We start from the raw sequence: 20,104 nt of genomic DNA, 5'->3' as shown, positions 1-20,104 counted from the left end.
CGCCTAGTCCGGCAGGGGCGCGCCCCAGCTTGCCGTCACGTTGCCGCCGAGCCTCGGATTATTCAAAGGCCTTCTCGAGCTGAGAATTGGCGGCAAGCGCGGATCGTGAAACCGGGCGTAATACGGCTCCATCCAGGCAAGGTCTCCCTGGAACGTCCAGGGGAAGAGCTGCTGCGGAACGTTGGTGAGAGCGGCGAAGCTGCGCTCGTCCTGCACCGCGCGAACGATCAGGTCGGCGAGCCGACGGATCGCTCCCTTGTTCTCCGCATAAAGGTCGATCTTCCGGCGGCTTGCGAGTTCGGCGCAGAACACCAGCGGGGTCAGCGCAAAGTTGTGGTAGTGCAGCGCGCGCTCGCCGCGCTTCAACTCGCGCTCCAATTCGCCGTGCGCCCCGATGTCCCTGATGCCCTGGCGCGCCCGGGATATGCCGGCGTCGACCAGATCGCCCCGATCCGTCAGGGTGCCGATCGACATCAGATCGAGCCCGGCCCAATAGACCAGATTGTTGCCGAGGTGGTTGATGCGATCGGCATCGCGCGTTTCCTCGGCGATGCGGATCAGCCACGGCTTGATTTGCGGGAATCGATGGTCGGCTTTGATGGACGCGTTGGGGAAACGCAGCAACGCCAGCGCGAAATCGGTCCCGGCCCAGGAGCGCTCGAAATCGCCCTGATAGTTCGCCCCGATCGTCAGCAGCGCACTTCCGCTCGCCCAGTCTGCGAGCAAGTCCATCACGCAATCGAGGTCGCGTTCATCGGCGGCCTTGTTGACCTGCGCAATGAACGCATGCAGCGGCTTGATGGCGTCCGCGTAACCGCTTGCGTTCTGGTAGAAGCCGGGAGGATCGACCGATGTCAGCGCCGGTGGCGCCTCACAGGTCCGGGCCGCTGCCGGCTGCGCCAGGCAAGCGAGGACGATCGACACGCCGATCGCCGTGAAACGAACATCAAACTTCATTCCAAACAACTCCGCGAGCCACCGCGGGGACGATACGCCACGTTGTGAGCGCAAGCGCAGTCATCGACAACCGCGCGCACGAAGACAACAAAATCTAATGTGATTCACTCCGGAGCCGGGTTCAGGCGCGGTTCAGATTTTGCAGCATCGTCAGACCACAGCACTGACGATCACGGGAATATGAAGGTAATCTGCGAAGCTAATCTTTACAGTTTACCTTCATATATGCCACTATGACCGACATGAACAATGCAGCGGCCCGTACCGGCTCGGCGCGCACATCCGCGCTCGCCGAAGACCTTCGCCTGTTGATCGGAACGCTGAAGCGCCGGCTGCGCGAGCAGGGCCAGCGTGAGGATCTTCCGCCGTCCCAGGTCGCGGTGCTGCTGCGCCTCGAAAAGGACGGCCCCGCGACCGTGTCCAGCCTGGCGCGGTCGGAAGGCATGCGTCCGCAGTCGATGAGCTCGGCAATATCGGCGCTCGAAGTCGCGGGCCTGGTCCGCGGCGCGCCCGATCCGGACGACGGCCGCCAGACCATCATGTCGCTCACCGACAGCTGCCGCGAGCGGCTGCGCACCGGCCGCGCCGCGCGGCAGGACTGGCTGTCGCGCACCATCGCCGCGCGGCTGTCGGCGCGGGAACAGGATGAACTCGCCGCCGCCGTCGGCTTGCTGAAGCGGTTGGTCGCGGATTGATGCCGGCCGCGCCGCGCCAATTGCGAGAACAGGAGACGATGATGGCTCTGACGACGCTCGATCCGATCACCGCCCTCATTGTCGTCGATCTGCAATCGGGGCTCGTCGGCGCGCCGTTCGTGCATCCGTTCGCAGACGTCGTGGCCCGCGCCTGCACCCTCATCGATGCGTTTCGGCGGCGTGGACTGCCGATCGTGCTGGTCAATGTCGACGGCACGGCGCCGGGACGAACCGAGCGGCCGCGCCACAATGGACAATTTCCCGACGGCTGGACCGACCTGATTCCGGAGCTCGACCGGCAGCCGGGCGACATCGTCGTGACCAAGCGAACATGGGGCGCGTTCGCCAGCACCGATCTCGAGAAGCAGCTGCGCGCCCGCGGCGTCACACATGTCGTGGTCGCCGGCGTTGCGACCGGCACCGGCGTCGAATCGACGGCGCGGCAGGCCTATGAGGCCGGCTTCAACGTCACGCTCGCGGTCGACGCCATGACCGATGCACGGCCGAACGCGCATGACTACAGCATCGAACAGGTGTTCCCGCGGCTCGGCGAAACCGGCTCGACGCAGGCGATCATCGATCTGCTTGAAAGGACCAACGCGCATGAATTGGCTTGACCTCGTCGCCTATTTCTTCGGCGGCGCCTTCCTCACCAACGCGATTCCGCACGTCGTCGCCGGCATGATGGGCGAACCGTTCCAGAGCCCGTTCGCAAAGCCGCCGGGCGAAGGCCTGTCGTCATCGACCGTCAACATCGTGTGGGGCTTCTTCAACCTCGCGGTCGGATATCTACTGGTTTGCCGCGTCGGCGACTTCGGCTTGAGAACGACAAGCGACGTTGCAGCGCTTGGCCTCGGCGGCCTCTTGATCGGCCTGATGCTGGCGCGGCGGTTCGGACGGTTTCACGGCGGGAATGATCCTCAGCGAACATGAGACGCGTCTTTCGATCACTCGCGAGCTTCAACTACCGGGTCTGGGCGGCCGGCGCGCTGGTGTCCAACATCGGCACCTGGATGCAGCGCGCCGCCCAGGACTGGCTCGTTCTCACCCAGCTCACACAACATAGCGCATCCGCCGTCGGCATCGTGATGGCGCTGCAATTCGGCCCGCAGTTGCTGTTGATGCCGTGGAGCGGCTTTGCGGCCGATCATTTCAACCAGCGCAAGCTGCTGATTGCGACCCAGGCGACGATGGGCGCACTCGCGCTGGCACTTGGAATTCTCACCGTCACCGGACTGGTGCAACTGTGGCACGTCTATGTATTCGCCTTCCTGTTCGGCTGCGCGGCAGCGCTCGACGCGCCGGTGCGCCAGACCTTCGTCGCCGAGCTGGTCAGCGACACCAACCTGTCGAATGCGATCGCGCTGAATTCGACCTCGTTCAATGCCGCGCGCATGATCGGCCCCGCCGTCGCCGGCCTGATCATCGCCTCCGTCGGCACCGGCTGGGCGTTCCTGTTCAACGGCGCCTCGTTCCTCGCGGTGCTGACCTCGCTGACCCTGCTGCGCAGCTCCGAGCTGCGCCCGAACGCGCGGGCGCATCCCACCAAGGGCAGCGTCATGCAGGGGTTCCATTATGTGTGGTCCCGCCCAGACCTTCGGGCGACCTTGATCATGCTGTTCCTGATCGGGACCTTCGGACTGAACTTTCCGATCTTCATTTCCACCATGGCGGTCGGCGTGTTCCACACCGATGCGCGTGGCTTCGGCCTGCTGTCGTCGGTGATGGCGCTCGGCACGATGTCGGGCGCGCTGCTCGCCGCGAGCCGCGAGCAGCCGCGGTCCTCTTCCCTGATGCTGGGATCAGCGATCTTCGGCCTCGGCTGCACGCTCGCCGCGTTGGCGCCGAACTATTGGCTGTTTGCTGCCGCGCTGGTCGTGATCGGCGTCGCCGCGCTGACCGTCGCCAACACCTCGAACGCGCTGATGCAGCTCGCGACCGAGCCTGCGATGCGCGGGCGCGTGATGGCGCTGCGGCTCGGCGTGGCGCTGGGCGGCACGCCGATCGGCGCCCCGATCGTCGGCTGGGTCGCCGATCACCTCGGCCCGCGCTGGGCACTCGGCGTCGGCGCTGCCGCCGGCTGTGCCGCCGCGATCGTCGCCCTCGGCATGCTGCCGCGGACAACCGCCGGAGCCGGCCATGGTAGCCTGCCGCCGGCGGAATGACAGCGGCAGCGCAACTGCGCCGCGGCTCAGACGAAGGCGCTCAATCCCGTGATCGACTTGCCGACGATCAGGGTGTTCATCTCACGGGTGCCCTCGTAGGAATAGATTGCCTCGGCATCAGCGACGAAGCGGCCGATATGGTTCTCGAGCAGGATGCCGTTGCCGCCAAGCAGCTCGCGCGCATAGCCGACCGTCTCGCGGCATTTGACGGTGCAGAACGCTTTCGCCAGCGAGGCGTGCTCGTCCAGCATCACGCCCTCGTCCTGCATCTGTCCGAGCCGCAGCATCATCGCCTGGGTCGCGGTGACGTTGCCGAGCATCCGGACTAGCAGATCCTGCACCAGCTGGAAGCCGCCGATCGGCCTGCCGAACTGCTGCCGCTCGGTCGCATAACGCAGCGCGTGCTCATAGGCGCCCATCGCGCAGCCGACGGCGAACCACGCCACCCCGGTGCGGGTCATGCGCAGCACCTTGGCGGTGTCCTTGAAGGAGTTGGCGTTCTGCAGCCGGTCCGCCTCGGGGACGCGGCAGTCCTTCAAGGTGATCAGGCCGTTCTGCACCACGCGCAGCGCCATCTTGGTCTTGATCTTCTCGACCGAGAAACCGGGATTGTCCTTACCTACGACAAAGCCCTTGACCTGGTTGGAGCCCTCCTCGCGCGCCCAGATCACGTTGATATCGGCGAAGGTGGCGTTGCCGATCCACTTCTTCTGGCCGTTGAGGATCCAGACGTCACCCTCGCGCCGGCAGATGGTCAGCATCCCGCCCGACGTCGCCGAGCCGACCAATGGCTCCGTCAGGCCAAACGAGCCGATCTTCTCGAAGCGCATCATCGCCGGCAGCCAGCGCTGCTTCTGGTCTTCATCGCCGCACAGATAGATAGAGCCCGCCGAGAGCCCGGTGTGCACGCCCCAGAAGGTCGCGACCGAGGAATCGACCCGCGCCAGCTCCATCGCGACAAAGCCGTTCAGCAGCCAGCTGCCGCCGGCTGCGCCGTAACCCTGGTAGCCGACACCGCCGATGCCGATTTCGGCCATGTCAGGAATGATCGCGAACGGAAATTCGTCGCGGCTCCAGAACTCCTCGATCACGGGCGCGACGACGCGCTCGGTGAATGCGCGCACGCGCTGCACCAGCGCGCGCTCCTTGTCGTCGAGGACGCTGGCAATGCCGTAGAAGTCGCCGTTGATCGGCGGCGGCGCGTAATCCGGCTTGGCCGGCCGTGTCGCGTGTGCGTTAGCCATGATGTCCTCCCTGATGCACGGCGATGCCTCACCTTTATCCCGCGCTCCCGGCAGAACCGACGCCCTGCCGGGATTCGTCTCGCCGTGACGTCAGGTTGACTTGTTCGGGCGGACGCTCGCGCGGAACTCCTCAAAATTCTCCTTCATCCGGTCCTGGATGATCTTCACCGCGTCCGTGGTCGACTGCCGCGCCGTCGACGCGCTGTCCTGCGCGCCCTTGACCGCGATATCGAACACCTTGCGCGCAAATTCGGTTTGCAGAGCGAGGTTCTCATGAATCTTGCCGAGCGGCTTGTACTCGCGCGCCAAGGTCGAGGCCTCGCGCAAGCCCGCCTCGATCACCTCGCGCTGCTTCTGCGCCACCGATTGCGCGCCCTGGGCCGCAACCTTCGCGCTCTGGCCGAGCGCCTCGAGGTTCTTCTTCTGCGCCTGCAGCAATTCGTCCACGTTCAGCTTCGGCAGACCGAGATCACTGCCGAACTTGCGCAGCATGTCGATGTAAGAGGTATTGTCGGTCACGATATCCTCCCTGGTTGCTGTGTTTAAGGCTTCTGCCGTCCGCCTCCGGACGTTGGAACGAGATCCCTGAAGTAACTCGTCGTTCGCGCGAGCACCGATGACGACGCGGCCTGACGGCTCTCGTCAGCCAGAAACGCCTCGATCAGGCCGGCGGTTTCCTTTGGCCGCGTCACCATGAACAGGTGTCCGTCGTCGATCAGGCGCAGCTCGGCGTTCGGGATCAGGCTCGCCATGATCTGACCGTTGACCGGAGGGACCAGCGGATCGTCGCTGCCCATCAGGATCAACGTCGGCTGCGGCAGCGACCACAGCCAGGGCAGGCTGGTCCAGCCGGTCATTGCGAGCAGCTGATAGAAGTAACCCATGCTGCGCGCGCCGTGCATCGCGGCCGCGTGCCGGCCGATCAATGACGGATCGTCGCGAAACGCCCCGCCGTAGATGTCGGCGGCAATCGTCTTCATGTAGCCCTTGTCAGTATAGCGGCGCGGCGTCGCCATCTTCCACAGCACCGACGGACTCGCCGGCACCATGGTGAAACCGGGCGCGGTCGCGGCAAGCACCAGGCGGCGGCAGCGCTTCGGAAACTGATGCGCGAATTGCTGCGCGATGCCACCGCCCCAGGACACGCCGGCGACATCGACCTCGGCATAGCCCAGCTCCGCAACGAGCCCAGCGGCAAGCCGCGCCAAGGTCGACGGACGATAGGGCCACGCCGGCCTCGGCGATCCGCCGACGCCGGGCACGTCGAAGATAATGGCGGACGTGCCGGTGAGCGCATCGAGGAACGGCCTCGCCAGCTCCCAATTGGCTCCGATCCCGTTGAACAGCAAGAGCGGCGGCCCGCTGCCGTCGCCGTGCCGGATCGCGACCTGAAGCGACTGGCCGTCGACCGTGATCTGCCGCGTCTCGATCGCGCCGCGCTGCGCAACCGCCGCCGGCCGAGCCTCGTCAGCGCTGGTGAGATCGTCAGTCAAAGACGTAGGTCCCGGGTGCCGCGCCAAGGGATGGATAGCGTGCGCTGCCGAGCGAGGCAGGCGCCGCCACCTCGTCGCCTGAGCGCGCCTGCAGCCAGTCGCGCCAGTCGAGCCACCAGCTGCCCTTGCGCTTCTCGGCCGAGGCCATGAACGCGTCGGGCTTGTCCTTGGAGATCGGCCCGATCATGAACGACGCCTTCGGATTGCTCGGCGGATTGAGCAGGCTCTGCAGGTGCCCGCTGTTCGACAGCACGAAGGTGGTGCCCTCGCCCATGATCTGCGCGGTCTTGTAGACGCCCTTCCACGGCGTGATGTGGTCGGTCACCCCGGCGACGACGTAGCTGTCGGCCTTGACCTTGCTCATGTCGATGGTCTTGTCGTTGAGCGTCAGCTTGCCGGCGTTGACGAACGGGTTGGAGAAATAGAGATCGAGATAATCGCCGTGCAGCGCCGCCGGCAGGCGCGTCGTATCGGCGTTCCAGTACAGAATGTCGAACGCCGGCGGCTGGTTGCCGAGCAGATAGTTGTTGACCCAGTAGTTCCAGATCAGGTCGTTGGGTCGCATCCAGGCGAACATCCGCGCCAAATCGTGGCCATCGACGATGCCGCGCAGCTGCGAGGACGCCTTGGCCGCGCGCATGGTCTCCGGCGTCATCAGGCAGCCGAATGTGCTCTCCTCGGCCGAGTTGGGATCGAGCAGGCAGACCGCCAGCACCAGGTTCTTAATCTTCTTCTCGATTGCGCTGCCGAGCGTCGCGAAATAGGCGATCGAGGTAATGCCGCCGGAGCAGGATCCCATCATCGAGATATCTGCGCTGCCGGAAATCTCGCGCGCCGCGTCGACCGCCTCGTCGAGCGCCGCGACATAGGTATCCAGTCCCCATTCGCGATGCGCCGCGGTCGGGTTGCGCCAGCTCACGGCAAAGACCTGGAAGCCGCTTTCGAGCAGGAAGCGCACCATGCTCTTGTCCGGCGACAGATCGAGCGCGTAGTACTTGTTGATCTGCGGCGGCGTGATCAGAAGCGGCCGCTTCCTGACTTTCGGCGTCGTCGGGGTGTACTGGATCAACTCGATCAGCTCGTTGCGGAAGATCACCGCGCCCGGCGTGGTCGCAAGATTCTCGCCGACCTTGAACGCGTTCATGTCCACCATCGACGGCATGCCGCGGTTCTGCGTCAGATCGCCGATGTAGTTCTTCAGGCCGCTCCACAGGCTTTGCCCGCCTGTGTCGATGAACTTGCGGACTGCTGCCGGGTTGGTGAGCATGGTGTTGGTCGGCGCGACCGCATCGATCAGGATATCCGTGATCAGATGCGCGCGCTGCTTGTCGATGTCGCTGAGGCTGGTCTTGTCGACCAGGCCGTTGACCGCCTCGCCCCACGCCAGATAGGCCTTGAGCAGGCCGGAGTGCAGCGAGCTCTCCTTCCAGGTCGGATCGGCAAACCGCTTGTCGGCGGCCTTCGGCGCGCGCTCGGACTTGCCGGCTGCGATCGAGCCGAGCTCGCCGACGAACGACAACCACTGCTCGGTCGCGACTTTCGGCTCGTTGATGACGGCCTTGAACAGGATGCCGGCGCCCTCGACGAGGTCCTGCCCCTGGATGCCGACCAGTGGATTGAGCGCCAACGTGTTCCTGGACGCCGCCTCGGACATGTCGGACGCCAGGGAATCCGAGCTGCGATTTTCCGTGCTCATTGCTTGGCTCCCGCTGCGGGAATCAGAAGCGCCAGCGTTTCGGCGATCAGCGCGGGCTTCTCCGATCCTTCAACCTCCAGCGTGTTCAGGGTTTTCATGATCACCTGGCCACCGTCCCTCGGCTCGATGCCGGACAGCACCACCCGCAGCCGCACCCGCGCGCCTGATGGCACCGGCGCCAGGAAGCGCACCTTGTCGACCCCGTAGTTCAACCCGGCGGCGGCGTCGCGCGGGATGATGCCGACCTGCATCGCCAGCGGCGCCACCATCGCGAGCGTCAGATAGCCATGTGCGATCGGACCGCGGAACGGACTCTCCCGTCTCGCGCGTTCGACATCGACGTGGATCCATTGATGGTCGCCGGTGCAGGACGCAAAATTGTCGATACGCTGCTGATCGATCGCGACCCAATCGGAAAGTCCGAGCTCTTTGCCGACGTGCTCGCCGAGGCCAGCCAAAGTGAGGTTGCTCATGATGTCGTCCTCCTCGATCCGTTCCCGGCTGTATTGAGCCGTCACATGTCGCCGTACAGCTCGCGCAGCTCCTTCTTGTTGATCTTGCCGACGCTGGTCTTGGGGATGCTGTCGATGAACAGGATCTTGCCGGGGATGCCGTATTTCGAGATGACGCCCTTGTCGGCGAACACCTTGAGATGGTCCTTGATGGCGTCGTCGCTGAGGCCGTCGGCACCGGACGGCTTCTTGACCACCAGCGCGAGCGGCCGCTCGCCCCATTTCTCGTCCTTGACGCCGATCACCGCGGCCTCGGCCACACCGGCACATTGCGAGATCAGATCCTCGATCTGCAGCGAGGAGACCCATTCGCCGCCGGTCTTGATCACATCCTTGATCCGGTCGGTGATCTGGACGTAGCCGCCCGGGCTGACCACGGCGATATCGCTGGTGTGCAGATAGCCGCCCTCCCAGAGCTGCTCCGAACCTTCGGGATTGTTGAAGTAGCCCTGAGTGAGCCACGGCGCCCGCAGCACGATCTCGCCGGCGGACTTGCCGTCAAGCGGCACGTCCTTCATGTCGGGATCGACGATGCGCAGATCGACCAGCGGGCCGGCCATGCCGGCACGGGTGCGGAATTCGACCTCGCCGTCAGGATCGCCGCTGAGATCCCTGGATTGGACATGGGACACCGCGGCAAGCGGGCCGGTTTCCGACATGCCGTACCCCGCGAAGATGTCGATGCCGGCCTCCATCGCCTGCTTGGCCAGCGCCTTCGGCAGCGCGGAGCCGCCGATCACCATCTTGAGGCCGTGGAGATCGACCTTGGCCGCAGCGGTGGCGTTGAGCAGCATCTGCAGGATGGTGGGCACGCCGTGCGTGAAGGTGACGCCTTCGCTCTTGATCAGCTTGACCAGCATCGCCGGCTCGTAGCGGCCGGGATAGACCTGCTTGGTACCGGCCAGCGTCGCCGACCACGGAAAGCCCCAGGCGTGAACGTGGAACATCGGCGTGATCGGCATGTAGACGTCGTCGCGCGAGAAGCGGCCCTGCGAGCCGGCCATGCCGAACAGCGCAAGCCCTGCGATCGTGTGCAGCACCAGCTGGCGGTGGCTGTAATAGACGCCCTTGGGCAGACCGGTGGTGCCGGTCGTGTAGAAGGTGGTGGCCTGGGTGTTCTCGTCGAAATCGGGAAAGTCGTAGTCCGGCGAGGCTGCGGCAAGCAGGCTCTCATACTCGCCGATGAAGGACAGATTGCCGGTCTGCGGCGACGGCTTGTCCGACATCACGATCATCCGCTTGACCTTCGGCAACTGCGCCTTGATGCCTTCAAGCAATCCGATGAACTCTTCATTGACCAGCAGCGTCGACGCGCCGGCGTGATCGATCGTGTAGGCGATCTGCTCCGGCGACAGGCGGACGTTCACCGTCTGCAGCACGGCCCCCATCATCGGGATCGCGAAGAAGGCTTCGAGGAAGCGATGGCTGTCCCATTCGAGCACGCCGACGGTGTCGCCGGGCTCGACGCCGGCCTTGCTGAGCGCCGAGGCGAGGCGGCCGATCCGTTCCCTGGTCTGTCGATAGCTCTGACGCTTGAGATCGCGATAGACGATCTCCTGGTCCGGCGCCTGCACGCTCGGCGTATGCCATAGCTGCTTGAAGATGAGCGGATAGTGATAGGCGGATTGGGCAGTCTGAATCAGCCTTCCGACCATGGAAGCCTCCCTCGACCTGGCATGTCCTCCGACCGTTGCGTCCGCAGTTCTAAGCGAGCGGATCGTGTGGTCTGCCGTGCAGCATCACGACGGTCTGACCGTGTGACATTAGGACGAAGCGTCGCGTGGCGCCCGAGATTTGTGAAGGTCCGAAACGGACAGGAGCGGGGTCTGAACCGGACAGAGTGCCGTCGTCGACGGCAACCGGTGTTCTGCCGCCCTCGTCGCAGTCTGCGTTTCCGCACTCGCTTTGTTGCTTCGCAACAAGGGAGACCCATTGACGAGTCTTGGGTTTTGGCGCGAACCGGCTATGTTCCAAGGGCTCGTGAACGGAAATCTACTCGGGCTAGGTTTGCGGCGCACGGCTTCCGGACTGAAGGAAAGGCTGGTTCACTTTGCAACCAACCACGCGACTGAAGAGGCCTGTGGGCTCCCGCAACGACATCCTGAGCGTCGGCACCGGCGACAAGGTCTACGAGACCACCAAGCTTGGCGCTGTCTTCGACATGCTGGCGGGCGCCGGCGTCCCGGCCGACGCCATCCTGCGCGACACCCGCATTCCGCTGGCAGATGTCCACTCGCCGCAGGCGCGGATCTCGCTGACGCAGCTGATGACGGTCTGTCAAAACGCGCTGCGCCTGTCGACCGACCGTCACCTGCCCTATCGCATCGGCGCATCGATCCACATCTCGACTTACGGAATGTACGGCTATGCGCTGCTGTGCTGCCCGGACTTTCGCAAGGCCATGGAATTCGCGATGCGCTACCACGCGCTCGCCGCGCCGCTGGCGACGATCGAATTCACCGAGGACAAGGCCCATGCGCGATGGACCATCGAGCCCAATCTGCACGCACATGCCGATTACGCTCTTTACCGGTTCGTCGCCGAGATGCAGATCGGCATCCACATTTCGTTGATGCGCGATATCATGGGACCAAGCTTCGCTCCCTCCGAAGTCACGCTCGCCTATCCGCAGGCAAAGGACTTCGAGCTTCCGCTCGATCATGTCGGGTGCCCGGTGCGCTTTGATCAACCGGCCAACCAGATCGTCTTCAAGGCGCAGTTGCTGGACCGGAGCGCGGATCTCGGCAACAGGACGACCTATCCGACCATCGTCGCCCTCTGCGACAACTTACTTGGTGATTTGAGATTGCGGACCGGCGTCGCCGGAAAAATCCGCGCCATCCTGCTTCGCGATATCGCCAATCCCCCGACCTTCGAAGCGATCGCCAAGCAGCTCGGCATGAACGACCGGTCGCTGCGGCGCCAGCTTCGTCAGCAGGGCTTTTCCTTCCGAGGGCTGCACGACGAGCTGCGGACCCAGATTGCGCTGAAATATCTCCGCAACACGACGCTGGCCAATGACGATATCGCATTGGCGCTCGGCTTCAGCGATGCGGCAAACTTCCGGCGCGCGTTTCACCGCTGGACCAACAGGGCCCCGAGCGACATCCGCGGCGAATGATTGCATGCCATGACCGCTCGCCGCCTCGGTTGCGCGGACGCGCGCGCTAGTAAGCGTAGGATGTCTTGCCCGACTGCACGGTCAGCCGAAAGGCGACATCGGTCGAACCGTCCATCAGCTCGATCAGTTGGTCACACACCAGGCATCGAAACTCGCCGGGGATGCCGCCCCTCGACGTCAATTCGATCCGGCGATAGCCGGCCTGGCAATGGGGGCACGTCACGTCAGATTTTCGCATGGAATCAGCAAACCGTTACGATGCTCAGTTTCTCACACACCCGCCGTCGGAAATGTGACGGCCGTCCAACTGGCATGTCGGTCGACCAGAGCATCGCGAATTTGTGCTGACCTTTCAGCGCGAAAGTTCCCGAACCGCGCCGGAGCGGCGCGGGGCTCAAGGCAAGCGACACGGTGCGCGCCAAAAAACGAGCGAGCGCTCTCTCAGAAAAATTGATCATCCCCCTTTTCCGAACGGCAGTTCGTGGGCTAGGAATTGAGCAAGGGCGTAAAGCCCGGCCCGGACCGGCAATCAAATGAAATGGTCCGGGGACATAGCCAGGGAGGCAACGTGGGTCTCGCGCGTCAGCGGCCGGGGACGAATGCGTTCGCGATGGACGTGCTTTGCGCACGCATCCTCGAACGTCATCGGGATTCCATCCGGGTCCAGAAGCCGCATCTCGCCGTTCCAAACCTCACGCGCATCATCGGCGCCACGCTCACGCTTTCCAACAAGCACGGCTTTCACGCCACCACGCTGCGCCAGCTCGCGGAGGCCTCTGGTCTCAGCATGGGCGGCCTCTATACTTACTTCGACAGCAAGCCGACGCTGCTGTCGATGATCCTCGGCGAAGTCGCCGAAACGGCGGCGGAAGTCCTCACCGCGCCGCCCGCCAGCGTGAAGCAGGATGCGCGCAAGCACCTGCACTGGATCATCGCCACCCACGTTCGCATGAGCGAGGCGATGCAGCCCTGGTTCGTGTTCTCCTTCATGGAAGCGAAATCGTTTCCGCCCGCAGAGCGCCAGCGCGCCATCGAGATGGAGGTGATGACCGAGAAGATCATCGCCGACGTCCTCAAACAAGGCGTCGCCAGCGGGGCGTTCGCCATCGACCAGGTCACGCTGGCGGCCTCGCTGATCAAGCCGCTGCTGCAGGACTGGTACGTCAAGCGCGCGAAGTACCGCCGACGCGGCACCTCGATTGAGGCCTACATCAGCGCCGTCGGCGCCTTTGTCGACGCCGCGGTCGCCGGCAGGACGCGGCCCGGCCGCGTCGCGACCGGCTCCCGCACGAGATCCAGGCAGACGGCGCACCCATAGCCGAAAGGAAGGACGAGGCAATGAAGCGATTTCGATTCAATCAACAGGAGATCGTCTTCGCCGTATTCGCCGTGCTGTTCCTGGCATTCTCGATTTTCCTGCGCGGCTTTCTGACGCCGGAGAACATGCTGACGCTGCTGCAGAACGTGGCGGTGCTCGGCATCCTCGGGCTAGCCATGGCGCTGGTCGTGATCGGGCGCGGCATCGACATCTCGCTGATCGCAGCGCTCGCGGTGCCTCCGGGACTCGTGCTGCAGATGGTGCAGAACGGCCACTCGCTGCCGGCCTCGCTGCTGACGGCCGTGCTGCTCACGATCGCGTTCGGCCTGGTCAATGGCTGGCTGATCGCCTACGCCGAGGTCCCTTCGCTGTTTGCGACGCTGGCGACCGGCCTGTTGCTCGCCGGCCTCGGACAGGCCGCGCTGTTTCAACTCGACGTCGTGCAGTGGAGCGACGGCATGCAGGGCTTCGAGCGACTCGGACAAGGCACCATCCTCGGTGTCCCGACATCGATCGTGATGTTTGCGATCGCCTGCGTGGTGGTCGCCTTCCTGCTGCGCCAGACGCGCTGGGGCGCCTATATCTACGCGATCGGCGACAATCCCTATGCGGCCCGCGTCACCGGCATCCCCTCGCGGCCGATCATTGTGCTGCAGTATGTCGTCGCGGCCCTGATCGGCTGCTTTGCGGGCCTGGTGATGGCGGCGTCGGTCAACTCGATGCCGACCCGGGTCTTCAATTCGACGCTGATCTACGACGTCATTCTCGTCGTCGTGCTCGGCGGCATCGGCCTGTCGGGCGGTCGCGGCGGCGTGCTCAACGTCATCATCGGAACGCTGCTGATCGGCACCATGCTGAACGGCATGACCATCATGGACATCTCCTATGCCGGACAAAACCTCGTCAAGGGCGTCGTCCTGCTGCTCGCCGTCATCACGGATTCATTCCTGAATCCGCGCAACGAAGAAACCGCACAGCAGGGCGACATCTGAACCAAGTCAAAGAACGATCAATCACCACCAAGGAGGAAGCAATGAAATACGCTGTCAGGACTGCCAAGGTGATCGCCGCAGCGCTCGGGCTCGCGGCCATCGCCGCCCCGGCTCTGGCCCAGCAGGGCCTCGACGAGCCGTTCCAGAAGCCGTTCAAGGAGGCCCTTGCCGGCAAGACGGTGGCCTACGTTCCGGTCGCCATGAACTTCGACCTCACCGAAGGCTGGTACGCCGGAATGAAGAAGGAGCTCGAGCCCCTCGGCGTCAAGTTCGAGATCCGCGATCCCAACTGGAACACCAATGCCGGCGCGCAGGCGGTGACCTCGCTGATCTCGGAGAAGCCGGCCGTGATGGTGATCCACAATCCGGACGTGCAGACCTACGCCAAGCTGCTGCAGCGCGCCGAGAACGAAGGCATCTACGTCATCCAGATCAACATGGGATCGGCCTATCGCTCGTCGGCCTTCGTCGGTGCCAACTGGATCGAGATCGGCGAGAAGGACACTGAGGCCGTGGTCAAGGCCTGCCAGGGCAAGTCGAACAAGATCGCCATCGTGCAGGGCGCGCTGTCGGCCGCCGCCAGCGCCTACACGCTCAAGGGTGTCGAGAACGTGCTCGCCAAGCACCCGGAGATCAAGGTGGTCTCGAGCCAGGCCGCCGACTGGGATGCGGCAAAGGCCAAGGCGATCACCCAGACGGTGCTGAAGCAGAATCCCGATCTCTGCGGCATCGTCGGCTTCTGGGACGGCATGGACATCGGCACCGCGGCCGCGGTGAAGGAAGCCGGTCTGACCGGCAAGGTGTTCGTCGCCACCTCCGGCGGCGGCGAGCGCAAGGGCGCCTGCGAGCTCGTCAAGTCCGGCGCCTTCGACCTCAACCTGAGCTACGACGTGCCGACCCAGGCCGCGCAGATGGCTGGCACCATCAAATGGCTGCTGTCGTCCGGCGCCAAGGCCGGTTCGATCAAGGGTTCGGAATACACCACCCTGATTCCGATCACCAAGGAGAACGCGGACAGCCAGACTTCGTGCTGGAATCTCAGTGACCTGAAGAAATAGCCCGGCCATTCCCGCCGGACGTCCCGGGCGCATCCCGCCCGGGACGTTCATCTCCCAAATCGAACGCCTTGCTGGAATGCCGATGCGCGATACCTTGACGAGCCTGCGTTACCGCTACTGGCCGGATCATCTCCTCGGCGAGATCCTGTCCAAGCGTTGGACCGAGACCGCCATTCCGGTGATCCTGCTCTTGATCGTCGGCTTCGCGCTCAGCCGCTCCATCGATCATTTCCTGTCGCCGGCGAGCCTTGCCGACACCGCGCGGCAGGCCGGCGAGATCGGCTTCATCGGGCTCGGCATGGCGCTGGTCGTCATCGTCGGCGGCATCGATCTGTCGGTCGGCTCGATCTTCGCGCTGACGGACTTCTGCGCGCTCTATCTGCTCGACGTGCTGAACTGGCCGGTGCCGGCGGTGGTGGTCGCCACCCTCGCCTGCGGCGCGCTGCTCGGCGCCGTCAACGGCGTCCTGATCGGATATTTGAGGCTGCGCGCCTTCATCACCACGCTGATCACCTTGATCATCTACCGTTCGGCATTCGACCTGCTGATCCAGCGCTACTCCAATTCGATCGCCGCGGCCTTTCCCGACATCCCGTCCTGGAATTTCATCGGCGGCGGCGACGTGTTCGGCATTCCGAGCGTCGCGCTGGTCTACATCGCGATCGCGATCTTCGGGCATATCTTCATGACCCGGCTGCGCCCGGGCTGGCACATTACCGCGATCGGCGGGTCGCGCCGTTCGGCCTACAATTCCGGCATTCCGGTTCGCCGCACCATCGCGCTCTGTTACGTCGCGAGCGGCGTGCTGACCAGCATCGCCGCGCTGTTCTTCGCGGCGAGGCTCGGCACCGTCGGCGGCGACATCGGCGTCGGCCTCGAGGTGATCGTGCTGACCGCGACCGTGCTCGGCGGCATCACGCTCGGCGGCGGCAAGGGCTCGGTCGCCAAATCGCTCGTCGGCGTGCTGATCGTGCTCCTGATCACCAACGGCCTCACCACGCTCAATGCGCGCGGCGGCATCAACCGCATGGCGCTCGCAGGCATCCTGCTGCTCGCCGCGATGGTCGACATCCGCTGGCAGAAGAACCGCACCCGCATCATCAGCAAGGTCTATGTCGCGCCGACCTATCACGCGTTGCCGCCGCCCCCGGCCACCGAGATCGGCCAGGGCGGCCCGTTCGAGCAGAACGACAAGCTGCGCGACGTCGAATTGATCGGCCTCGGCCGCATCGAGGCGCCGGAGGACGTGATCCTCGATCGCAACAACAATCTCTACGCCGGCTCGCGCCATGGCGACATCATGCGTTTCTTCGCGCCCGACTATCAGCGGATGGAGGTGTTCGCCCATATCGGCGGTCAGCCGCTCGGCATGGCGTTCGACCGGCAGGACAATCTCTATGTCTGCATCGGCGGCATGGGCCTGTACCGGATCACGCCCGACGGCACAGTGGAGAAGGTGACCGACGAGACCAACCGCAGCATGCATTCGGTGAATGACGACAGCCGTTTGCGGCTCGCCGACGACCTCGACATCACCGACGACGGACTGATCTTCTTCTCCGAAGCCACCGTGCGCTACGAGATGGACGAATGGCCGATCGACGGCCTCGAGGCGCGCGGCAACGGCCGCATCATCTGCTACGACACCAAGACCGGCGCCACCCATACGGCGCTGCGCGGCCTCAAATTCCCCAACGGCATCTGTGTCGCGAGCGACGGCCAGTCGATCCTGTTCGCCGAAACCTTCGGCTGCTCGATCAAGCGGCTGTGGTTCGCGGGACCGAAGAAGGGCCAGGTCGAGGTGGTGATGGACAATCTGCCGGGCTATCCCGACAACATCAACCTCGCCTCCGACGGCAATTACTGGCTGGCGCTGGTCGGCATGCGCAGCCCCTCGCTCGACCTCGCCTGGAAGATGCCCGGCTTCCGCCGCCGCATGGCCAAGCGCGTCCCGGTCGACGAATGGCTGTTCCCGAACATCAACACCGGCTGCGTCGTCAAGTTCAACGAGCAGGGCAAGATCCTCGAATCGTTCTGGGACCTGCGCGGCGAGAACCACCCGATGATCACCTCGATGCGCGAGCATCGCGGCTACCTCTATCTCGGCGGCATCATGAACAACCGGATCGGCCGCTACAAGCTCGACAATGCCGACCCGAACTACGTGCAGTATGACAAGCGCTGGGGGAAAGCGTCGTGATCGCGGCCGTCAGAGAATTCGCCAACCGCTTCCTCGGCCGCGGCGAGGCCACCATCACCGTGCCGTCGTTCGACGGCGCGCTCAAGCCGAACCAGAAACTGGAGGCCGCGACCACCTTGCTGGAGTGCGAGGCGCTCGAGGATCTCGCAACCGACGGCCGCAACCTCTATGTCGCCGACAGCCGGCGCCTGCTGCGGCTCGACGGCAGCATCGCGACCGAGCTGCGCAGCTTCGAGCAGCCGATCTCGGCGCTGTGTGCGCTCGGCGACGGCGGTATCGCGGTCGCGCTCGGCGGCCGCGAGGTCCGCCTCTATGCCAATCCTTCGGCAGGCGAGCCAAGTGTGACGTTCAGCGACGCCGACTTCAATGCGATCAACGCGCTGACGCCGGCAGACGACGGAGCCTTGATCGCGACCGACGGCTCGACAAGCTGCGGCGTCGACGATTGGGCGCGCGACCTGATGGAGCTCAACCGGAGCGGCCGCGTGTTCCGGCTCGATCCCAGGACCCGATCGGTGAAGCCGCTGGTCTCGAAGCTCGGCTACGCCTTCGGCGCCTGCGCGCGAGGCGATGGCGTGCTGGTCAGCGAGAGCTGGCGACATCGTCTCGTGCTTGTTGCGGATGGCAGGCCGCCGCAGATCGTGCTCGGCCACCTGCCGGTCTATCCGTCGCGATTGTCGAAGGCCGCAGGCGGCGGCTATTGGCTCACGGCGTTCACCGCACGCACCCAGCTGATCGAATTCGTGCTGCGCGAGCCAGGCTACCGCCGCCGCATGATGGCGGAGATCGACCCGGCCTATTGGGTGGCGCCGCGGCTGCGCTCGGGCTTCTCGTTCAAGGAGCCGATGCAGGGCGCGCACATCAAGACCATGGGCGTGATCAAGCCGTGGGCGCCGCCGCGATCCTACGGCCTCGTGATCCGGCTGGGCGAAGACGGCAAGCCGCTCTATTCGCTGCACAGCCGGGTCGACGGCATCAATCACGGCGTCGTCGCGGCACTCGAGCTGGGCAGCGACCTCGTGCTGATCGCCAAGGGACCCGGCCGCGTGCTGAAACTGCCCCTCGCCGGGCTTGCCGAGGAGACAGGCTCATGAGCGACACCGTGCTGTCCCTGCGCAAGGCCACCAAGCTCTACGCCGGCGTGCCCGCCATCGAGGGCGTCGACTTCGAGCTGCGCCGCGGCGAGATCCACGCACTGGTCGGCGAGAACGGCGCCGGCAAGTCGACCCTGACCAAGGTGATGGCCGGCGTCGTGACCTTGACCTCGGGCAGCATGACGGTCGACGGCTCTGACGTCGCGCCGCGCACGCCGCTCGAGGCCCGCAATCTTGGCATCGCCATGGTGTTCCAGGAGAACAGCCTGGTGCCGACCATGACCGTGGCGCAGAACCTGTTTCTCGGGCAGGAAAAGTTCTACAACCGGCTGCGCGGCATCTACATCGCCGCCCAGCAATTCCTGCAGTCGCTGAATTTCGACGTGACGCCGACCGCGACCGTGAGCGGGCTCGGCGCCGCCAAGAAGCAGATGGTGGAGATCGCGCGCGCGGTCCTGCACAAGGCCAAGGTCATCATCTTCGACGAGCCGACCGCGTCACTGACGCCGGAAGAAAAGAAGTATTTCTTCGACCTCGTCCGCGACCTCAAGAAGCGCGGCGTCTCCATCATCTTCATCTCGCACGCGCTGGAAGAGGCCTTGCTGCTCGCCGACCGGATCACCGTGCTGCGCGACGGCAAGCACGTCGTCACCGACGATGCGGCGAAATTCGATCGCGCCGCGATCGTGCAGGCGATGGTCGGGCGCGACCTCTCCAACACGCTGTACGGCGCCAGGAAGTCCAGCGTGCGGCCCGCCGGCGCGCGCGTGCTCACGGTGCAGAACCTCAAGATGGCGCCGATGGTGAAGAACAATTCGCTGTCGGTGTTTGCCGGGCAGATCACCGGCGTGTTCGGCCTGGTCGGCGCGGGCCGCACCGAAACCTTCAAGATCGTATCCGGTGTGCTGAAGCGGGACTTCTTCCATGGCGGCGAGATCCTGCTGCATGACAAGCCGGTGCGCTATCGGGTTCCGGCGCCGGCGGTGAAGGCCGGCATCGCCTATGTGACCGAGGATCGCAAGGTCGAGGGCTTCTTCGAGACCGCCTCGATCGCCCGCAACATCTATCTCGGCCTGCTCTCGAAGTTTCCCGCCGGCCGGATGATGTTGTCGCGGCGCGAGACCAACACGGTGGGCAAGACCTGGACCCAGCGGCTCAAGGTTCGCGCCATCGGCGACGAGGCCAAAGTGGTCGAGCTTTCGGGCGGCAACCAGCAGAAAGTGGTGATCGCCAAATCGCTGGTGCAGGAGCCCGAGCTGATCATCTTCGACGAGCCGACCCGCGGCGTCGACGTCGGCGCCATTGTCGAAATCCACGAGTTGATCAACCAGCTTGCCGATGAGGGCAAGGCGGTGGTGGTGATCTCATCCTATCTGCCCGAGATCATGGCCCTCTCCGACCGCATCCTGGTCTCGCGCCAGGGCAAGGTGGTCGAGGAATTCTCCGCGGTCGAGGCCACCGAGGAGAAGATCATGTACGCGGCGATCCATTGATGGACGCAAGAGAGATGCGTCGTGACCTGCTGGCCACGCCATGGAAGCCGCACCCGCTGCGCCCTC

At 64.7% G+C, this 20,104-nt stretch carries 19 protein-coding genes; 11 read left to right on the top strand and 8 right to left on the bottom strand.

Features of this window, described 5'->3' with window-relative positions:
• Positions 1 to 3: 3 nt before the first annotated feature.
• Positions 4 to 957, bottom strand: a complete 954-nt coding sequence (locus tag ACE103_RS02945; RefSeq protein ID WP_223974805.1) for an alginate lyase family protein — start codon at positions 955 to 957, stop codon at positions 4 to 6.
• A gap of 242 nt (positions 958 to 1,199) precedes the next feature.
• Here ACE103_RS02945 and ACE103_RS02940 point away from each other — a divergent pair, with 242 nt between their 5' ends.
• The 4 genes from ACE103_RS02940 to ACE103_RS02925 are packed head-to-tail and all read left to right on the top strand — an operon-like array spanning position 1,200 to position 3,817.
• On the top strand, positions 1,200 to 1,652 hold the full coding sequence (locus ACE103_RS02940) for a MarR family winged helix-turn-helix transcriptional regulator (RefSeq protein ID WP_375778267.1): 453 nt from the start codon (positions 1,200 to 1,202) through the stop codon (positions 1,650 to 1,652).
• A 41-nt stretch (positions 1,653 to 1,693) separates the two neighbouring features.
• Positions 1,694 to 2,269, top strand: a complete 576-nt coding sequence (locus tag ACE103_RS02935; RefSeq protein ID WP_375778266.1) for an isochorismatase family protein — start codon at positions 1,694 to 1,696, stop codon at positions 2,267 to 2,269.
• On the top strand, positions 2,256 to 2,585 hold the full coding sequence (locus tag ACE103_RS02930) for a hypothetical protein (protein WP_223974799.1): 330 nt from the start codon (positions 2,256 to 2,258) through the stop codon (positions 2,583 to 2,585). Before ACE103_RS02935 ends, ACE103_RS02930 begins: the two co-directional genes overlap by 14 nt.
• Entirely contained in the window at positions 2,582 to 3,817 is a 1,236-nt protein-coding gene (locus ACE103_RS02925; RefSeq protein WP_375778265.1) for an MFS transporter, read from the top strand. Before ACE103_RS02930 ends, ACE103_RS02925 begins: the two co-directional genes overlap by 4 nt.
• A gap of 26 nt (positions 3,818 to 3,843) precedes the next feature.
• Here ACE103_RS02925 and ACE103_RS02920 read toward each other — a convergent pair whose 3' ends face one another.
• The 6 genes from ACE103_RS02920 to ACE103_RS02895 all read right to left on the bottom strand — a co-directional run bounded on the left by ACE103_RS02920 (position 3,844) and on the right by ACE103_RS02895 (position 10,417).
• Positions 3,844 to 5,061 (bottom strand): acyl-CoA dehydrogenase family protein, encoded by a 1,218-nt coding sequence (locus ACE103_RS02920; RefSeq protein WP_375778264.1) that lies wholly within the window; start codon positions 5,059 to 5,061, stop codon positions 3,844 to 3,846.
• A gap of 90 nt (positions 5,062 to 5,151) precedes the next feature.
• Positions 5,152 to 5,580 (bottom strand): phasin family protein, encoded by a 429-nt coding sequence (locus ACE103_RS02915; RefSeq protein ID WP_223974793.1) that lies wholly within the window; start codon positions 5,578 to 5,580, stop codon positions 5,152 to 5,154.
• A 23-nt stretch (positions 5,581 to 5,603) separates the two neighbouring features.
• Positions 5,604 to 6,554, bottom strand: a complete 951-nt coding sequence (gene phaZ, locus ACE103_RS02910) for a poly(3-hydroxyalkanoate) depolymerase (protein WP_375778263.1) — start codon at positions 6,552 to 6,554, stop codon at positions 5,604 to 5,606.
• Positions 6,547 to 8,250 (bottom strand): alpha/beta fold hydrolase, encoded by a 1,704-nt coding sequence (locus ACE103_RS02905; RefSeq protein ID WP_375778262.1) that lies wholly within the window; start codon positions 8,248 to 8,250, stop codon positions 6,547 to 6,549. Before ACE103_RS02905 ends, phaZ begins: the two co-directional genes overlap by 8 nt.
• Entirely contained in the window at positions 8,247 to 8,723 is a 477-nt protein-coding gene (locus tag ACE103_RS02900) for a MaoC family dehydratase (protein ID WP_375778261.1), read from the bottom strand. The genes ACE103_RS02905 and ACE103_RS02900 overlap by 4 nt, the downstream gene beginning before the upstream one ends.
• Before the next feature lie 41 nt (positions 8,724 to 8,764).
• The gene (locus tag ACE103_RS02895; protein ID WP_375778260.1) at positions 8,765 to 10,417 is read right to left on the bottom strand and encodes a fatty acid--CoA ligase; all 1,653 of its coding nucleotides are present in this window, start codon (positions 10,415 to 10,417) and stop codon (positions 8,765 to 8,767) included.
• Positions 10,418 to 10,842: 425 nt separating this feature from the next.
• Between ACE103_RS02895 and ACE103_RS02890 the strand changes: the two genes are divergently transcribed.
• Positions 10,843 to 11,883 (top strand): AraC family transcriptional regulator, encoded by a 1,041-nt coding sequence (locus ACE103_RS02890; protein ID WP_375778259.1) that lies wholly within the window; start codon positions 10,843 to 10,845, stop codon positions 11,881 to 11,883.
• Between the two features lie 46 nt (positions 11,884 to 11,929).
• Here ACE103_RS02890 and ACE103_RS02885 read toward each other — a convergent pair whose 3' ends face one another.
• Positions 11,930 to 12,106 carry a hypothetical protein gene (locus tag ACE103_RS02885; protein ID WP_375778258.1) on the bottom strand — a complete coding sequence of 59 codons (177 nt, stop codon included), beginning with the start codon at positions 12,104 to 12,106 and terminating at the stop codon, positions 11,930 to 11,932.
• A gap of 387 nt (positions 12,107 to 12,493) precedes the next feature.
• Here ACE103_RS02885 and ACE103_RS02880 point away from each other — a divergent pair, with 387 nt between their 5' ends.
• The 6 genes from ACE103_RS02880 (at position 12,494) to ACE103_RS02855 (ending at position 20,038) form a co-directional block, all read left to right on the top strand.
• A complete protein-coding gene (locus ACE103_RS02880) occupies positions 12,494 to 13,201 on the top strand; it encodes a TetR/AcrR family transcriptional regulator (protein ID WP_375780991.1) in 708 nt (235 codons plus the stop codon).
• 20 nt (positions 13,202 to 13,221) lie between these two features.
• The gene (locus ACE103_RS02875) at positions 13,222 to 14,193 is read left to right on the top strand and encodes an ABC transporter permease (RefSeq protein ID WP_375778257.1); all 972 of its coding nucleotides are present in this window, start codon (positions 13,222 to 13,224) and stop codon (positions 14,191 to 14,193) included.
• Positions 14,194 to 14,234: 41 nt separating this feature from the next.
• Complete coding sequence (locus tag ACE103_RS02870; RefSeq protein WP_223974780.1) at positions 14,235 to 15,251, top strand: sugar ABC transporter substrate-binding protein; 1,017 nt, start codon at positions 14,235 to 14,237, stop codon at positions 15,249 to 15,251.
• 76 nt (positions 15,252 to 15,327) lie between these two features.
• On the top strand, positions 15,328 to 17,451 hold the full coding sequence (locus ACE103_RS02865; RefSeq protein ID WP_375778256.1) for an ABC transporter permease: 2,124 nt from the start codon (positions 15,328 to 15,330) through the stop codon (positions 17,449 to 17,451).
• A complete protein-coding gene (locus tag ACE103_RS02860; RefSeq protein WP_375778255.1) occupies positions 17,448 to 18,545 on the top strand; it encodes a hypothetical protein in 1,098 nt (365 codons plus the stop codon). The genes ACE103_RS02865 and ACE103_RS02860 overlap by 4 nt, the downstream gene beginning before the upstream one ends.
• Positions 18,542 to 20,038 carry a sugar ABC transporter ATP-binding protein gene (locus tag ACE103_RS02855; protein ID WP_223974776.1) on the top strand — a complete coding sequence of 499 codons (1,497 nt, stop codon included), beginning with the start codon at positions 18,542 to 18,544 and terminating at the stop codon, positions 20,036 to 20,038. Before ACE103_RS02860 ends, ACE103_RS02855 begins: the two co-directional genes overlap by 4 nt.
• The last annotated feature ends 66 nt before the right edge of the window (positions 20,039 to 20,104 follow it).

This window comes from Bradyrhizobium sp. ma5 (genome assembly GCF_042258955.1).
Classification (GTDB): Bacteria; Pseudomonadota; Alphaproteobacteria; order Rhizobiales; family Xanthobacteraceae; genus Bradyrhizobium.
The sequence above is the reverse complement of the archived record's forward strand: the minus strand, read 5'-3'. Positions and strand labels throughout refer to the sequence as shown.

Excerpts from the sequence above, each read along its gene's own strand:
- ACE103_RS02875 (WP_375778257.1), top strand. The coding sequence starts at position 13,222 with ATGAAGCGATTTCGATTCAATCAACAGGAGATCGTCTTCGCCGTATTC.
- ACE103_RS02940 (WP_375778267.1), top strand. The coding sequence starts at position 1,200 with ATGAACAATGCAGCGGCCCGTACCGGCTCGGCGCGCACATCCGCGCTC.
- ACE103_RS02865 (WP_375778256.1), top strand. The coding sequence starts at position 15,328 with ATGCCGATGCGCGATACCTTGACGAGCCTGCGTTACCGCTACTGGCCG.
- ACE103_RS02905 (WP_375778262.1), bottom strand. The coding sequence starts at position 8,250 with ATGAGCACGGAAAATCGCAGCTCGGATTCCCTGGCGTCCGACATGTCC.
- ACE103_RS02895 (WP_375778260.1), bottom strand. The coding sequence starts at position 10,417 with ATGGTCGGAAGGCTGATTCAGACTGCCCAATCCGCCTATCACTATCCG.
- ACE103_RS02930 (WP_223974799.1), top strand. The coding sequence starts at position 2,256 with ATGAATTGGCTTGACCTCGTCGCCTATTTCTTCGGCGGCGCCTTCCTC.
- ACE103_RS02935 (WP_375778266.1), top strand. The coding sequence starts at position 1,694 with ATGGCTCTGACGACGCTCGATCCGATCACCGCCCTCATTGTCGTCGAT.
- ACE103_RS02870 (WP_223974780.1), top strand. The coding sequence starts at position 14,235 with ATGAAATACGCTGTCAGGACTGCCAAGGTGATCGCCGCAGCGCTCGGG.
- ACE103_RS02920 (WP_375778264.1), bottom strand. The coding sequence starts at position 5,061 with ATGGCTAACGCACACGCGACACGGCCGGCCAAGCCGGATTACGCGCCG.
- ACE103_RS02900 (WP_375778261.1), bottom strand. The coding sequence starts at position 8,723 with ATGAGCAACCTCACTTTGGCTGGCCTCGGCGAGCACGTCGGCAAAGAG.
- ACE103_RS02925 (WP_375778265.1), top strand. The coding sequence starts at position 2,582 with ATGAGACGCGTCTTTCGATCACTCGCGAGCTTCAACTACCGGGTCTGG.
- ACE103_RS02855 (WP_223974776.1), top strand. The coding sequence starts at position 18,542 with ATGAGCGACACCGTGCTGTCCCTGCGCAAGGCCACCAAGCTCTACGCC.
- ACE103_RS02945 (WP_223974805.1), bottom strand. The coding sequence starts at position 957 with ATGAAGTTTGATGTTCGTTTCACGGCGATCGGCGTGTCGATCGTCCTC.
- ACE103_RS02880 (WP_375780991.1), top strand. The coding sequence starts at position 12,494 with ATGGACGTGCTTTGCGCACGCATCCTCGAACGTCATCGGGATTCCATC.